We start from the raw sequence: 14075 nt of genomic DNA on the forward strand, positions 1-14075 counted from the left end.
GGCTCAACATGGTTGAGCCGCCTCAATACGTTACGATTTAATTGGTTTTTTCAAGAAGCCGAGCAGTACCGCTGTAACAGCTGCACCTGCGAGAACGGCTACCAAGTATAAAAGGGCGCTTCCTTCAACGATTGGGAAAACGAAGATACCGCCGTGTGGAGCTGGAAGCTTCACGCCGAAGATCATTGTCAGCGCACCTGCTACCGCTGAACCGGCAATTGCTGCTGGAATAACGCGCGCTGGATCTTTTGCTGCAAATGGAATGGCACCTTCTGTAATAAACGATGCACCCATAATATAGTTGGTTTTTCCTGCGTCACGTTCCTGCGTTGTGAAGCGGTTTTTAAAGAACGTTGTAGCAAGAGCGATGCCAAGTGGCGGAACCATGCCGCCTGCCATTACCGCTGCGTGCGGGGCAAAGTTGCCAGCATCAATCATGGCAATCCCAAATGTAAAGGCTGCTTTGTTAACCGGACCGCCCATATCAACGGCCATCATACCACCTAAAATCACACCAAGAAGAACGAGGTTGCTTGTCCCCATGCCGCCAAGGGCATCGACTAACCAAGTGTTTAACGCACTGACTGGACCATTGATGACATAAATCATGGCCATACCGGTAATGAAAATACCGAATAACGGATACAGCAGAACCGGCTTAATGCCATCTAGTGCCTGTGGAAGACCGGCAAACAGCTTTTTCAATCCAACGACTGCATAACCTGCAAGGAAACCGGCGATCAAGCCGCCAAGGAATCCGGAACCGCCGTTTGCGGCCAAAATACCGCCAACCAAACCAGGAGCAAGACCAGGACGATCCGCAATACTCATGGCAATAAAGCCGGCTAACACTGGAATCATCAGAGCAAATGCGCTGCCGCCGCCAATATCCATCAATGCTTTCGCAAACGGATTAAAGGACGGGTCATCCGGGTTTACTGCGTCAATGCCGAAGAAAAAGGAAATTGCGATCAAAATCCCGCCGCCGACAACAAGTGGCAGCATAGCGGATACACCGCTCATTAAGTGTTTGTAAAATGCGTTTCCTGCAGAGCCGCTGTCAGATGAAGAAGACGATCCGCCCCCGCCCTGGAATACAGGCGCGTCCTGCTTTACAGCCCGGTCGAGCAGTCCATCCGGATTCCGAATCCCTTGTGCAACCGGCACCTGGATCACGTGCTTGCCTTTAAAGCGCTCCATTTCTACCTGTTTGTCCGCTGCGACGATGATCGCTGTCGCATTGGCGATTTCCGCGTCTGTCAACGCGTTTTTCACGCCGCTTGAGCCGTTTGTTTCGACTTTAAAGTTAATGCCTTTTTCTTTTGCTTTTGCTTTTAGCGCGTCTGCCGCCATGTAGGTGTGGGCAATTCCAGTCGGACAAGCTGTGACAGCGAGAACCGATGGCGCGCCCGCTTGAGCTGGTGCAGCCGTTTCTTCTTCTGCCGGTGCATCTTCCCGTGATTCAAACGCATCGATAATATCCTGTTCGGTCCGTGCATTCAAAAGCACGTCGCGGAATGCCGGGTCCATAAGAAATCCTGACAGGCTGGAGAGCGTTTCTAAATGCGCTTCGTTTGCGCCGTCTGGAGCTGCAATCATGAAAAACAAATTCGATGGCTGCCCATCCAGTGCTTCGTAGTCAATGCCGTTTTTCGCACGGCCAAAAGCAACAGCAGGTGTTTTTACAGCGGCTGTTTTCGCATGAGGAATCGCAATGCCTTCCCCTACACCGGTTGTGCTTTGCGCTTCACGCGCTAAAATCGCTTCTTTATAAGCTGCCCGGTCGTTTAACCGCCCGGCCTGGTCGAGCTTCGCTACTAATTCATCGATCACAGAAGCCTTATCTGCTGCAGACAAATCCATGATAATCGTGTCTTTTTTCAACAAGTCTGTAATTCTCATGTTATTTTCCCTCCTGTTCTGCTTTTCTAACGCTCACACGCTTGTACACTTCTTCTACTTCTTCTTTCGTGCACAGATCATCGGAAAAAGCAGTCGCACTGCCTGCCGCAACAGCCCAGTGAAACGCTTCATGCGGTTGTAAGCCTGCGTCAATTTTAGCCATAAACGCAGCTACCATCGAATCGCCGGCACCGACTGTGTTTTTCACTGTCCCTTTCGGTGATTCGGCAAAATAAGCTCCTTCTTTGCTGACGAACACGGCTCCGGCGCCCCCCATGGAGACGATCAAGTTTTCCGTACCGTCATCAATCAATTGTTGGGCAATGGCGGCTGCTTCCTCTTTCGTCTGAATGTCCGTTTGAAACAGTTCACCAAGCTCATGATGATTCGGCTTAATGAAAAACGGGTTGTACGGAAGAAGTGCTTTGAGCGCCGCTCCGCTCGTATCGACGACAACTCGGGCTCCTTTGCTTCTCGCAGCGTCAATGAGCGTACCCGCGAAGTCGCCTGGCAGGGAAGACGGGACACTTCCGCCAATGTGAAGCCAGTCACGTTCTGTTAATTCACTCGTTACCTTTACAAGACGATTAGCATCTTCATCTGAAATCGCGGGTGCCGGACCATTGATTTCCGTTTCCGTGCTTGATTTCAGCTTCACGTTAATGCGCGTGACACCGTCCACTTTCGTAAAGCGGTGAAAGACCCCTTCACGATCCAGCTCGTTTTTAATAAATTCACCGGTAAAGCCGCCGGCAAAGCCGATTGCGCACGTGTCGCTGCCGAGACGCTTTAAAACACGTGATACGTTGATGCCTTTGCCTCCAGCGTACATATCTGCACTTTCCGACCGGTTTAATCCGCCCGCGTTAAATTCTTCTACCCGCACGACATAGTCAACTGCCGGGTTTAATGTACATGTGTAAATCATGATAAAGCCTCCTTGATGTCCGTTGCTTCCTCGAACATCCGTCTTGTTTTCTCAGGAATTCTTCCCGTAATAATAACGGCCGCATCCAAATCCGCGATATGCGTAAACGTGCTTTCCTGAAATTTCGATGCATCGGCCAGAATAAACGGCTGCTGGGCACGCTTTAACGCTTCCCGCTTAACGGCTGCTTCTTCTGGATCCGGCGTTGTGTAGCCCGCTTTTAAATGAATGCCATTGACACCGAGAAACGCTTTGTCAAACCAGTATTGCTGAAGACCGTGAACAGCTCCCGTCCCCGTTAACGCTTCGGTCGACGGCTTCAGCATGCCGCCTGTTCCATACGCTTGAATGCCTCGTTCTGCTAAAAGGCGTAAATGATCAAACCCGTTCGTCACCGCTACAATGTTTTTTGCTTGAATATAAGGAATGAGAGCAAGAGTTGTTGTACCTGCATCAATAAACACACAATCGTCATCTTCAATGAAGGATGCAGCCAGCCGGCCAGCCGCGCGTTTTTCTTCGGAAAAACGTGCGCTTTTTTCACCCATTGTCGGTTCAATGCGTTTTCTGGATACTTTTGCCGCGCCGCCGTGAACACGCCTGAGCAATCCCGCATCTTCTAAATCGGTCAAGTCTCGCCTGATCGTCGATTCAGAAGCGCCTGTAGCCTCGGTTAATTCATGAATCTTTACTGCTTCTTTTTCTTTTAAAAAGTTTAAAATCGTAAAATGACGTTCTTCGGTCAACACTGGCTGCATCCCTCCTTTATTCTTTTGTTGCTTTCATTATACAACCGCTTTCATAGAAAAACAATCATTTTCAATCATTTTTATTCAAAAACATTCAAAAACCCTTCAAATGTGGCTATATCGTCACAAAACATCTGATTTTTCTAACTTTTCAATTATTAAAACAGTGTAAATAGACCCATCTATTTTTCATGGCACATAAAAAAAGACGCGCATTTCTGCACGTCGTTCCGTCACCGATGGCAATATGGGCAGCGCGGCATCATGTGCGGCGGCTGTTTTGCTTCTTCCATCTCTTCCGCTTCCTGCATCATGTCCGGCATCATCGGCATCATGTAGGGCATCGGGTAAGGCATTGGGAAAAAGTAGCACGGCATTGGCGGGCAGGGCATCATCATCATGTCCTCTTCCATTTCTTTCGGTGCCGGTACAGGCTCCGTCATCCAGTTTTCCGGCATTTGAAATTCTGGCTGCGGCATCTCTTCCATTTCTTTTACTTCCTCCATCTTTGGTGGATAAGCGAACGGTTTTTGATCCGCGTAAGGATGACCCTTTTCCATTGCTGATGCGGTGTCCGGAAGTTTGATTTTCATTCCCGGTACGATCATGTCCGGGTTCGCCAGGTGGGCATTCAGCTTTTTCACTTCTTCAAATGATACTTGATGCTTTTCTGCAATAGACCAAAGTGTGTCACCGCGCTGCACAATATGGATTTTCATTGTGTCCCTCCTCAATGATCATTCACCCATATTGTATGCGCCCGGTTTTTCTTTGTGCGAAAAAATCAGCGGGCCCGTGCCAGCATCCTGTCCAGCGACAGCTTTGCTTCCTGTGCTGTTTTTTCTTCTACTTGAATGATGTTGCCAGAACCGCCTTCCATTATCGTTTCAAGCGACCAGAGCAAATGCGCAAGGTCAATCCGGTTCATCGTTAAGCAAGGGCACATATTCGGATTAAGTGACATAATTTCTTTGTCCGGGTGCTGCTGAATAATCCGTTTTACCAGGTTCATTTCTGTGCCGACCGCCCACGATGTGCCCGGGTCTGCTTGTTCGATCGTATCGATGATGTATTTCGTTGACCCGTTGTCATCAGAAAGAGCGACCACTTCTCTGCGGCACTCGGGATGAACGATAATCTTTACATCCGGTCTCGTCCGGCGCAGCTCTTCAATGTTTGAAACCGTGAAGTTTTCATGAACCGAGCAATGACCCTTCCACAGAATCACCTGTACGTCTTCAAGCGATCCATCGTACTCGAGTGTGTCTGTAATCGGGTTCCAGACGGCCATGTGATCAAGCGGGACACCTAAATCAAAAGCAGTATTGCGACCCAAATGCTGATCCGGCAAAAATAAAATGCGCGGCTTTTCTTCAAACGCCCATTTGACCATGGAGCGGGCATTGGAGGAAGTCACGCATGAACCGCCATTGCGCCCGGTAAAGGCCTTGATCGCAGCCGTTGAATTCACATAGGTGAGTGGAATCATCGTATCGCCAAATAGTTTCTGCAACGCTGTCCACGCACGCTCCGTTTGATAAATATCCGCCATATCCGCCATTGAACAGCCGGCACGCATATCCGGCAAATAGACCGTCTGATTCGAATTCGTTAAAATATCGGCTGTTTCCGCCATAAAATGCACGCCGCAGAACACGATATACTCGGCCTGCTGATTGGCAGCGGACACCTGGGCCAGCTGAAGCGAGTCCCCGACGGCATCCGCAAATTGAATGACTTCATCCTTCTGATAATGATGTCCTGGAATAAACAGAGCCGTACCGAGCTCCTTTTTAATCGCCTGCACTCGCACTTCCATTTCTTCCTTCGTCATCTGACGGTACAAATCCGGCAGCATTCCTTTTGTTAATTCAGTTAATGCCATGGTAAACAGCTCCTTTCATCTCCACCCGCGCACTAATATCGAGCGCTTGAACGGAATGGGTTAACGCACCAAGTGAAATCCAGCCAATTCCTGTTTCGGCGTACTCACGCAGGTTGTCAAGCCGGATGCCGCCGGATGCTTCTGTGGCGATGTGCGGCGGGACCACTGGCAGCCATTCTTTAATATCCGCCGGCGAGCAATTGTCAAACATAATGATGTCCGCACCCGCTTCAACCGCTTCCTCCAGCTGTGCCTTGGATTCAATTTCCACTTCTATTTTGACAGTGTGCCCACATGCGTGGCGCGCTTTTTGAACGGCCTGTGCAATTCCGCCGGCAAACGCGATGTGATTGTCCTTCAGCATAACCGCATCGTACAGACCGTTCCGGTGATTGAATGCACCGCCGATCCGCACTGCATATTTGTCAAGCATACGCAGCCCCGGCATCGTTTTTCTCGTATCACAGACGCGTGCCTGCGTACCCGCAGTTTCCTGTACTGCTTCCGCCGCTGCGGTCGCAATGCCGCTCATGCGCTGAACGATATTTAAAATGACCCGCTCTCCGGCTAACAGTGACCGGTATGATCCGTTGATCCGGGCTAGACACTCACCTGATTCGATCCGATCTCCGTCCCTTTTCAGCACCTCAACCGCAACCTGCTCATCTATCAGGCGAAACCCTCTTTCAATGATCATTTTCCCGCAAAAAACGCCAGATTCCTTCGCATAAAACGAAAAATGGCCGGATTCTTCCTCCGTAAAAATACTTTCTCCGGTGACATCCCGGTCCCCAATGTCTTCAATAAAAAAGGCTTTCAGCGCTTCGTCCAGCTTCAGTCCATTCATCGTCCCCGCTCCTTTTTGTCATCTGTCCTTTTTCAAACGTGATCCAGGTTTGCTCCCATTGGTCCTGCTTCAGCGGATAATCTGCGCGAATATGGGCACCACGCGATTCGGTTCTGGCCAGGGCAGATGCCGCCATTAAATAAGCGGTTGTATGCATAAACAAGCTTTCGATTTTTTCAGCCGGCCAGCCGCTGATGTCTCCTTTTGTCTGCGCTGGCTGCCACAAGCAGTCGGCAAGCGCTTGAAGTGTTTCTTTTGAGCGAATGATTCCCGCTGACTCCATCATCATCGCCTTCAGTTCCTTGCGTTCGAAAAGGGGAGGAATGGGTGCCGCAGCCAGCAACGTCCGCGATTCTTTTTTGGGGGCTGCGTGATCTGCGTGCACGACTGCATGGGCAAACCGCTTCCCGAATGCGAGGCCTTCCAGAAGAGAATTGCTCGCAAGCCGGTTGGCACCGTGCACACCGGTGCAGGCTGTTTCACCGATGGCGTATAACCCTTCAATCGACGTCCGGCCGCACGAATCCGCTTTTACGCCGCCCATTAAAAAATGACTGCCCGGTGCAACCGGGATGCGTCCCTTTTTCACCTCTATTCCGTTCTCACGGCAGAGACGCGCGATCGTCGGAAACGTCTGGTCAAACTCGTTAATCATCGAGATATCAAGATACACCTCGCTCCCTTTTGCCCGCGCTTTATACAGTTCAAAGGCGGTCACATGGCGAGGCGCCAAATCCTCCAGTGGATGAACGCCTGCCATGATGCGGCGGCCGTCTTGATCCACTAAAACAGCGCCTGCTCCTCGGACAGCCTCTGAAATGAGCCCCTTTGTTGCGCCATTTACGTATAAAAGAGTCGGATGAAACTGCATAAACTCCATATCGGTAATCGCGGCTCCTGCCCGGTAGGCAAGGGCAATGCCATCACCGGTAATCGTTTCCTGATTGGAGGTGAAGGAGTAAAGAGAGCCGGCTCCCCCGGTTGCGAGAACAATATGATCGGCTTCATATTCAAACACTTGTCCGCCTGCCTGTTTTGTTTTCACCCCTGTACATGTCCCATCCTTAACAATGAGCTGAAACGCCATTTCGTGCTCGCGGATGGACACTTGCGGCGGAAGCAGGGAGATCAAGTGTTCAACCGTCCACTTTCCCGTTGCGTCGCCTCCTGCATGAATAATTCTGTTCATACTATGGGCCCCTTCAAGCCCGAGCGACAATGTTCCATCCTTTTGCCGGTCTGCCGGGAGCCCTTTTTTCAGCAGCTCCTCTACCGCGGCTGCACCTTCTACCACAAGATTCTTCACCGTGCCCGCATTCTGATGGAATTCTCCCGCAACGAGTGTATCCCTCATATGAGCGTCATATGTATCGGGCGGCGACACAACAGCTGCAACACCGCCCTGGGCCATATAAGAATTGCTTTGCCGCACACTCGCCTTTGTGATAACTATCACATTCATATGCACTGCTAAATGCCTTGCTGCCTGTAATGCCGCAATTCCTGATCCGATAATGACAGCACGTGACCCATTTTTCATCGCCACCCCTCACTTTACAGTTGTCTTGACACCTATCTTTACATAAAATAAACAGAAAGACAAGAATAAAATTTAAGACAACGAAAGCAGGGAAGCCCATGTATTTTGACTATGCAGCCACGTCCCCAATGAAAAAAGAAGCACTGGATACGTATCTCGAAGCAGCCCGGCTTTTCTGGGGCAATACGTCAAGTCCACATGATGAAGGAACACGCGCATCTTTATTGCTTGAAGAGTGCCGGAAAAAAATTGCCGAACGAGCCGGTGTGCTGAAAGAGGGCATTTATTTTACCGGCAGCGGAACAGAAGGAAATGTGCTGGCGATTTTGTCATTAGCACGAAAAGGAACCAAAAAGCACATCATTACGTCTGCCGCCGAGCATACGTCTGTTCATTCCGCCATGACACTGCTTGAGTCGGAAGGATTTGATGTCACAAGGCTGCCGATGAATGAACATGGAGTTGTAACGGTTGATTCCGTTGTAAATGCCATCCGTCCTGACACCGCTTTAATTAGTATTCAGCACGTCAATCCGGAAATCGGTACCATTCAGCCCGTGGAAGCCATTGCGGCAGCAGCAAAAAAAGAAGGCATTTTATTTCACACGGATTGTGTTCAGTCCTTTGGCAAGCTGCAGCTGCACGCCATCCAGGCAGACGCGATGACCTTTTCCGCACATAAAATGGGCGGGCCAAAAGGGTGCGGTGCCATTTACCTTTCACCTTATCACGCTGTTGCACCCGTTTTTCCCGGCTTAACCCACGAAAAGGGTATTCGCGGCGGAACGGTTGATACGCCGGCCATCGCGGCTTTTGCCGAAGCAGCTCAAACAGCGCCTTCTTTAGATTCATTATGGGTGCTTCGAAATGAGCTGAAAAAGCAGCTGGACGGCTCTTCTGTGAAGTGGATTGAAGGCCCTTCTTCTGCCCAGTATCCCGGGGTCATTGGATTGTGCATTCCTGGAATGGAAGGACAGCTGGTCATGCTTGCTTTAAATGCACAGAACATGTTTATTTCAACCGGGAGCGCTTGCGATGCCTCGTCCGCCTCTGGCATGAAGGCCGCTCTTGCCATGGGAATGACACTGGAGGAAGCCCGCCAGTTTTTCCGCATTTCATTTGGACCTGAAACGACGAGAGCAGAAGCAGCCAGGCTCGGGCAGGCTCTTTTATCTATTGCCGGGCAGACGGTTATGCTATGATATCGTGTGGAGGGATTTGAGTCATGACAGATAAAAAGAAGTTAATTGGAGAAGAGCGGCGGGCACAAATTTTGAGCTGGCTCCAGTCTGAGGACATGCCCTTGACGGGAGGAGATCTTGCCGAACGGGCCCGCGTCAGCCGCCAGGTGATTGTAGGAGATATAACGCTTCTCAAGGCGCGGGGCGTTCCGATTATCGCCACCAGCCAGGGGTATATGTACGCAACACCCCCGGAGGAAGCAAGCATTGAACGAATTGTCGCCTGCTTTCATCCGCCTGACCGGACAAAAGAAGAGCTGCTGCTCCTTGTTGACCTCGGCGTCCTCGTAAAGGATGTGAAAATTGAACATCCGGTGTACGGGGATTTAACAGCGTCAATTATGGTGTCCAACCGAAAAGAAGCCCTTCGTTTTTTGGAAAAGGTCAACGAAACAAACGCCGCTTATTTGTCAGAGCTGACAGAGGGCGTCCATTTGCACACGCTGTCTGCCAAAGACGAAGCAACACTTGATGAAGCCGAGCAAGCGCTGCGCGAAGCTGGATTTCTACTAGAGGCATAAAAAAAGAAGCTCTTCGGCGAGAGCTTCTTTTTTATGCTTTTTCAGCGGTTTGGCCAACTTCATAGCCGTAATAGCTGCCCAAAACCTGCACGTTGCAGCCAAGCGCTTCCATTTCGGCAAAGGCACCAGGAACTAGCACATCGTCAATGCGCTGGGCGACATCGATAATAAAAAAGTAGTTGCCAAGCCCCGTTTTTAACGGGCGGGACTCAATTTTTGCAAGGTTCAGATTTCGCCACGCAAAGGTCGCCAGCGCTTGATGAAGCGTTCCCGGCCGGTCCGTCGGAAGAGTGACCACAATGGTTGTTTTCCCGCCCATTTTCGGAAGGTCCAGCGCTAATTCTTCATGTGTTTTCGACAAAATCAAAAAACGCGTATGATTAAACGTATAATCATGTATATCGGTTTGAGCCGTAAACAAGCCGTATTCCGCCGCAGAAAGTGAATTCGCAATCGCTGCGATACATTCCTCGGGATGCTCACTTACATACTTGGCCGCTGCCGCTGTTGATGTCATTTGCTGAGAGGGTACGCGGTAAAACTGACGGTTTAAAAATTTATGGCACTGCGCAATCGCATGCGGATGTGACAAAACCCGTTCCGCTTCCTTCCATCTGTGGGCATTGTCCGGATGAACAAGCAAATGCTGCTGAATCGGCGCCGTTAATTCGCCCACGATCGTTAAATCCGCTTCATGGAACAAATGGTCAATCGTCATATTGACGGTGCCTTCAAGCGCATTTTCAATCGGAACAACCGCGAGATCCGCTTTTCCCTCCAGCACATAATCCATGCATTCCGGAATGGTTACGCAGGGAATGCGATGATCGCGGGGAAATGCGTCTGATACGGCAATGTCCGTAAAGGTCGCAGCCGGTCCTAAAAAAGCAATATTTCTCAAAACAGTTCACTCCAGTCTTCTCATTCAAACGGATTAAGCACCCGAGCCGAGCACTTCTACCGTATCGACAAATTCAAGTTTTTTCAGCCGCATTAACAGCTCGTCCAGCCCCGTTTTCATGCCGGTCACATTCAACGAAAGCGTGACGTTGGCGCGGCCTTGCAGCGGAATGGTCTGATGAATCGTCAGCACATTTCCGCCGCAGCCCGCTACAACCGCCAGCAGTTCAGACAGGGTCCCCGACCGGTCTTCCAAATGAAAAAATAGTGTAATGATCCGCTCTTTGACTACTGTATGAAAGGGAAAAACCGTATCCCGGTATTTGTAAAAAGCGCTGCGGCTCAAGTCCACTTTCTGTACCGCTTCCCAGACAGAATCGGCTTTTTTCCGTTCAATTAATTCTTTTGCGTCAAGCGTTTTTTTCATCGCCTCCGGAAGGACATCCTCCCGGACCAGATAAAACTTTTCATTTTCCTCTTTTTTCCCCATGCCGTTCCCCCTCCAAACCGCCGCAACAGCTTTTAGTCGACAAATTCAAATTCGTAGTCAAGCAGACGAACGATATCGCCATTTTCAGCTCCGCGCTCACGCAGGGCTTCATCTACACCCATTGTGCGAAGCTGGCGTGCAAAGCGCTGAATCGATGGTTCCCGTGAGAAATCCGTCATTTTAAACAGCTTTTCAATTTTGCTGCCAGTCAGCTCAAATGCACCATCCGGACCGCGTGTAATCACAAATTCCGCCGCTTGTTTTTCATGGCGGTATACAACACGGTTGACCGATAAATCCTCTTCCTCGTGCTCAAGCGGGAATTCCGGTGTTTCTTCTACTTTATCGGCAATCGCGAATAATAAATCACGCAGACCGCTTCTCGTCAGGGCTGAAATCGGGAAGATCACAGCGTCAGATCCGACTTTTTCTTTAAACGCCTGCAGATTTTCTTCTGCTTCCGGCATATCCATTTTGTTTGCCACGATAATTTCCGGACGCTCTGTCAGACGAAGGTTGTATTCTTTTAATTCATTATTGATCGTGACGTAGTCTTCATAAGGATCGCGCCCTTCCATACCGGACATATCCAGCACGTGCACAATAACCCGCGTCCGCTCAATGTGGCGAAGGAATTGATGGCCAAGGCCGGTTCCTTCATGAGCACCTTCAATAAGACCAGGAAGATCGGCCATGACGAAGCTGCGGCCATCTTCTGTTTCCACCATGCCGAGGTTCGGCACTAGTGTTGTGAAATGATAAGCGGCAATTTTCGGCTTAGCGGCTGTAATAACGGATAAAAGAGTTGATTTCCCTACACTCGGGAATCCAACAAGTCCCACATCAGCTAACAGCTTTAATTCCAGTGTCACGTTCCGTTCAATTCCCGGCTCTCCATTTTCCGAAATTTCCGGAGCAGGGTTGGCCGGCGTTGCGAAACGGCTGTTGCCGCGTCCACCGCGTCCACCTTTAGCAATAACCGCCTGCTGGCCGTGCTCTACAAGGTCCGCAATAACAGCGCCTGTTTCGTCGTCAGTGACAACCGTTCCCGGCGGCACCTTGACAATCATATCCTTGGAATTGCGCCCGTGCATGCTTTTGCTCATGCCATGCTCTCCGCGCGGCGCTTTAAAATGGCGCTGATAACGGAAATCCATTAATGTGCGAAGCCCTTCTTCCACTTCAAACACCACATTCGCGCCATTTCCGCCATCTCCACCGGCAGGACCGCCGTTTGGCACATATTTTTCGCGGCGAAACGCGACCATTCCATTTCCGCCGTCTCCGCCTTTTACATATATTTTTACCTGATCTACAAACATATTGTCTGTTCCTCCTAAAACGTTGCTTCTATTAGTATTTCCGAATCTTCTGTTTCCGTAACCGTACTTTCCTGTTTCAATGCGGCTGCTTGGTCGATGAACACTGGCTGTTCTGACAGCGCGCCCATCCACTCCATGCGGACGAAAAGCTGATCGTCCGCTTCTGAAAAACGGACAAACAGCTGGTGGTCTTTATATTCTGCGATGTGCCGTTCAATCAACGAAAAGAACTGACTGAAATAACGCAGAACCAGCTGATCGTCAGCGAGGCCTGATGCCACATCGTCATCCACCTCATACTCCAGTCGAAACAGATGGTTTGACCAGTTAAAGGTGATAAACAGCTCCGCCATCCCCGGCATGCCAAGATTGCACAGTTTGGATTCCTGCGCAGCTTTTACAATAATATGATCCGCAGCTCTTGCTGCCTCATCAAGCTTACTCAAAGCAAGATACCCTTTGACAACCTGAATATCATTCATCCAGTCATGACGCGCATGACGAAGTGTTTCTACAAGCGTCCACTCAGTTTCTTTTCTCACCTGGCTGATTGCACCTCCTGGTCGATCCCGAACATCCTATTCCTTCTGTTAGTATAGCAGAAAAACGACTGTATTGAATGTGAAACATCGCTCATTACACAATAAAAAGAGGCGCTCCGAAAGGTTGACTTTCAGAACGCCTCCATCCGACTGTCTGCTTATTGAGCAGCAGGATACACACTTACTTTTTTACGATCGCGTCCAACGCGCTCGAAACGTACGATACCGTCTGTTTTCGCAAACAATGTATCATCGCCGCCGCGTCCTACGTTTTCACCCGGGTGAATTTTCGTACCGCGTTGACGGTAAAGGATAGAACCACCTGTTACGAACTGGCCGTCGGCACGTTTAGCGCCAAGGCGTTTCGACTCAGAGTCACGTCCGTTCTTTGTAGAACCTACTCCTTTTTTGGATGCGAAAAATTGAAGATTTAATTTCAACATGTGTTTTCACCTCCTACAGGATGTTTATTTGAATATACTGTCCGTACTCTTCTTCAATCGTTTTTAACGAAACAATCATGCCTTCGAGTAAAAGCTGCACTTGATCGCGCTTGTCCTCCGGCAGTCCATCCGGGACCCGGCAGGAAAGCAGTCCACCGTCTTCTCCTTGATCAATATCAGGGATAATACCGGTCAACGCCATCACTGCATTAAGAGAACCGAACGATACGGCGGAAGCACCGGCGCAAACAAGGTCTTTGCCGCTTTCATCATAGCCGGCATGGCCTTCCATCGTAAACGATGTAATCAAGCCGGACTCGTTTTTGTTAATCTCAACATAAATCATTGGATCATCGCCTTATGCGTTGATTTTTTCAATGACTACTTTTGTGTAAGGCTGACGGTGTCCTTGCTTTTTGCGGTAGTTTTTCTTCGCTTTGAATTTAAAAACGACGATTTTCTTCGCGCGTCCTTGCTTTTCGACCTTCGCCGTTACCGTTGCGCCTTCTACGATCGGGCTTCCGACTTTCACGTCGTCGCCGCCAACGAAAAGAACTTTATCAAAAGTGACTGCGTCACCATCTTGTGCGTTCAATTTTTCGATGTAGATTGCTTGACCTTCTTCAACTTTAACCTGCTTGCCGCCTGTTTCAATAATTGCGTACATTTCTGCACCTCCCTGTTTACTCAGACTCGCCACGTGACAGGTGATCGACTGATACTTAAACCTGCTGTGTGCGGTTGTAGCACGGGTGCTACAAACAA

At 49.7% G+C, this 14075-nt stretch carries 16 protein-coding genes and 1 other annotated feature; of the genes, 2 read left to right on the forward strand and 14 right to left on the reverse strand.

The features are described 5' to 3' along the window. Positions 1-30 precede the first annotated feature (30 nt). From BW952_RS03260 to nadB, 7 genes are all read right to left on the reverse strand, one after another. Positions 31-1902 carry a PTS fructose transporter subunit IIABC gene (locus tag BW952_RS03260; protein ID WP_045849789.1) on the reverse strand — a complete coding sequence of 624 codons (1872 nt, stop codon included), beginning with the start codon at positions 1900-1902 and terminating at the stop codon, positions 31-33. 1 nt (position 1903) lies between these two features. Beyond that, positions 1904-2830 carry a 1-phosphofructokinase gene (pfkB, locus tag BW952_RS03265; RefSeq protein WP_045849790.1) on the reverse strand — a complete coding sequence of 309 codons (927 nt, stop codon included), beginning with the start codon at positions 2828-2830 and terminating at the stop codon, positions 1904-1906. Then, positions 2827-3579 carry a DeoR/GlpR family DNA-binding transcription regulator gene (locus BW952_RS03270; RefSeq protein ID WP_045849839.1) on the reverse strand — a complete coding sequence of 251 codons (753 nt, stop codon included), beginning with the start codon at positions 3577-3579 and terminating at the stop codon, positions 2827-2829. The genes pfkB and BW952_RS03270 overlap by 4 nt, the downstream gene beginning before the upstream one ends. 233 nt (positions 3580-3812) lie before the next feature. After that, positions 3813-4298 carry a SafA/ExsA family spore coat assembly protein gene (gene safA, locus BW952_RS19760; protein ID WP_052698377.1) on the reverse strand — a complete coding sequence of 162 codons (486 nt, stop codon included), beginning with the start codon at positions 4296-4298 and terminating at the stop codon, positions 3813-3815. A gap of 65 nt (positions 4299-4363) precedes the next feature. Further along, positions 4364-5464, reverse strand: coding sequence for a quinolinate synthase NadA (gene nadA / locus BW952_RS03280; RefSeq protein WP_045849791.1), 1101 nt, complete (start codon positions 5462-5464; stop codon positions 4364-4366). Next, the gene (gene nadC / locus BW952_RS03285) at positions 5451-6311 is read right to left on the reverse strand and encodes a carboxylating nicotinate-nucleotide diphosphorylase (protein ID WP_045849792.1); all 861 of its coding nucleotides are present in this window, start codon (positions 6309-6311) and stop codon (positions 5451-5453) included. Before nadC ends, nadA begins: the two co-directional genes overlap by 14 nt. Further along, the gene (gene nadB, locus BW952_RS03290) at positions 6265-7851 is read right to left on the reverse strand and encodes an L-aspartate oxidase (protein ID WP_045849793.1); all 1587 of its coding nucleotides are present in this window, start codon (positions 7849-7851) and stop codon (positions 6265-6267) included. The genes nadC and nadB overlap by 47 nt, the downstream gene beginning before the upstream one ends. A 98-nt stretch (positions 7852-7949) precedes the next feature. On the opposite strand from nadB, the gene BW952_RS03295 reads away from it, so the two are divergent. Continuing rightward, positions 7950-9053, forward strand: a complete 1104-nt coding sequence (locus tag BW952_RS03295) for an IscS subfamily cysteine desulfurase (RefSeq protein WP_045849794.1) — start codon at positions 7950-7952, stop codon at positions 9051-9053. Positions 9054-9076: 23 nt separating this feature from the next. Next, complete coding sequence (locus BW952_RS03300) at positions 9077-9613, forward strand: transcription repressor NadR (protein ID WP_045849795.1); 537 nt, start codon at positions 9077-9079, stop codon at positions 9611-9613. A gap of 31 nt (positions 9614-9644) precedes the next feature. Here the strand turns inward: BW952_RS03300 and pheA are convergent, their stop codons facing one another. From pheA to rplU, 7 genes are all read right to left on the reverse strand, one after another. Beyond that, entirely contained in the window at positions 9645-10514 is an 870-nt protein-coding gene (gene pheA, locus BW952_RS03305; RefSeq protein WP_045849796.1) for a prephenate dehydratase, read from the reverse strand. A gap of 33 nt (positions 10515-10547) precedes the next feature. Then, positions 10548-11003 (reverse strand): ACT domain-containing protein, encoded by a 456-nt coding sequence (locus BW952_RS03310; protein WP_045849797.1) that lies wholly within the window; start codon positions 11001-11003, stop codon positions 10548-10550. Positions 11004-11035: 32 nt separating this feature from the next. Continuing rightward, a complete protein-coding gene (gene obgE / locus BW952_RS03315; protein WP_045849798.1) occupies positions 11036-12325 on the reverse strand; it encodes a GTPase ObgE in 1290 nt (429 codons plus the stop codon). Between the two features lie 14 nt (positions 12326-12339). Further along, a complete protein-coding gene (locus tag BW952_RS03320) occupies positions 12340-12867 on the reverse strand; it encodes a Spo0B C-terminal domain-containing protein (RefSeq protein WP_052698378.1) in 528 nt (175 codons plus the stop codon). Positions 12868-13025: 158 nt separating this feature from the next. Then, positions 13026-13310 (reverse strand): 50S ribosomal protein L27, encoded by a 285-nt coding sequence (gene rpmA / locus BW952_RS03325; protein ID WP_045849799.1) that lies wholly within the window; start codon positions 13308-13310, stop codon positions 13026-13028. 13 nt (positions 13311-13323) lie between these two features. Continuing rightward, on the reverse strand, positions 13324-13656 hold the full coding sequence (locus BW952_RS03330; protein ID WP_045849800.1) for a ribosomal-processing cysteine protease Prp: 333 nt from the start codon (positions 13654-13656) through the stop codon (positions 13324-13326). Between the two features lie 12 nt (positions 13657-13668). Beyond that, positions 13669-13977 carry a 50S ribosomal protein L21 gene (rplU, locus tag BW952_RS03335; protein WP_045849801.1) on the reverse strand — a complete coding sequence of 103 codons (309 nt, stop codon included), beginning with the start codon at positions 13975-13977 and terminating at the stop codon, positions 13669-13671. A 12-nt stretch (positions 13978-13989) separates the two neighbouring features. Next, positions 13990-14063, reverse strand: a sequence feature (ribosomal protein L21 leader region). Between the last annotated feature and the right edge of the window lie 12 nt (positions 14064-14075).

Source organism: Domibacillus enclensis, from assembly GCF_900156125.1.
GTDB classification, from domain to species: Bacteria; Bacillota; Bacilli; order Bacillales; family Domibacillaceae; genus Domibacillus; species Domibacillus enclensis.

What these genes read in the sequence shown, in the direction of transcription:
- BW952_RS03260 (WP_045849789.1), bottom strand. Translation starts at nt 1,902, where the DNA reads ATGAGAATTACAGACTTGTTGAAAAAAGACACGATTATCATGGATTTG.
- pfkB (WP_045849790.1), bottom strand. Translation starts at nt 2,830, where the DNA reads ATGATTTACACATGTACATTAAACCCGGCAGTTGACTATGTCGTGCGG.
- safA (WP_052698377.1), bottom strand. Translation starts at nt 4,298, where the DNA reads ATGAAAATCCATATTGTGCAGCGCGGTGACACACTTTGGTCTATTGCA.
- nadA (WP_045849791.1), bottom strand. Translation starts at nt 5,464, where the DNA reads ATGGCATTAACTGAATTAACAAAAGGAATGCTGCCGGATTTGTACCGT.
- nadC (WP_045849792.1), bottom strand. Translation starts at nt 6,311, where the DNA reads ATGAATGGACTGAAGCTGGACGAAGCGCTGAAAGCCTTTTTTATTGAA.
- nadB (WP_045849793.1), bottom strand. Translation starts at nt 7,851, where the DNA reads ATGAAAAATGGGTCACGTGCTGTCATTATCGGATCAGGAATTGCGGCA.
- BW952_RS03295 (WP_045849794.1), top strand. Translation starts at nt 7,950, where the DNA reads ATGTATTTTGACTATGCAGCCACGTCCCCAATGAAAAAAGAAGCACTG.
- BW952_RS03300 (WP_045849795.1), top strand. Translation starts at nt 9,077, where the DNA reads ATGACAGATAAAAAGAAGTTAATTGGAGAAGAGCGGCGGGCACAAATT.
- BW952_RS03310 (WP_045849797.1), bottom strand. Translation starts at nt 11,003, where the DNA reads ATGGGGAAAAAAGAGGAAAATGAAAAGTTTTATCTGGTCCGGGAGGAT.
- obgE (WP_045849798.1), bottom strand. Translation starts at nt 12,325, where the DNA reads ATGTTTGTAGATCAGGTAAAAATATATGTAAAAGGCGGAGACGGCGGA.
- rpmA (WP_045849799.1), bottom strand. Translation starts at nt 13,310, where the DNA reads ATGTTGAAATTAAATCTTCAATTTTTCGCATCCAAAAAAGGAGTAGGT.
- BW952_RS03330 (WP_045849800.1), bottom strand. Translation starts at nt 13,656, where the DNA reads ATGATTTATGTTGAGATTAACAAAAACGAGTCCGGCTTGATTACATCG.
- rplU (WP_045849801.1), bottom strand. Translation starts at nt 13,977, where the DNA reads ATGTACGCAATTATTGAAACAGGCGGCAAGCAGGTTAAAGTTGAAGAA.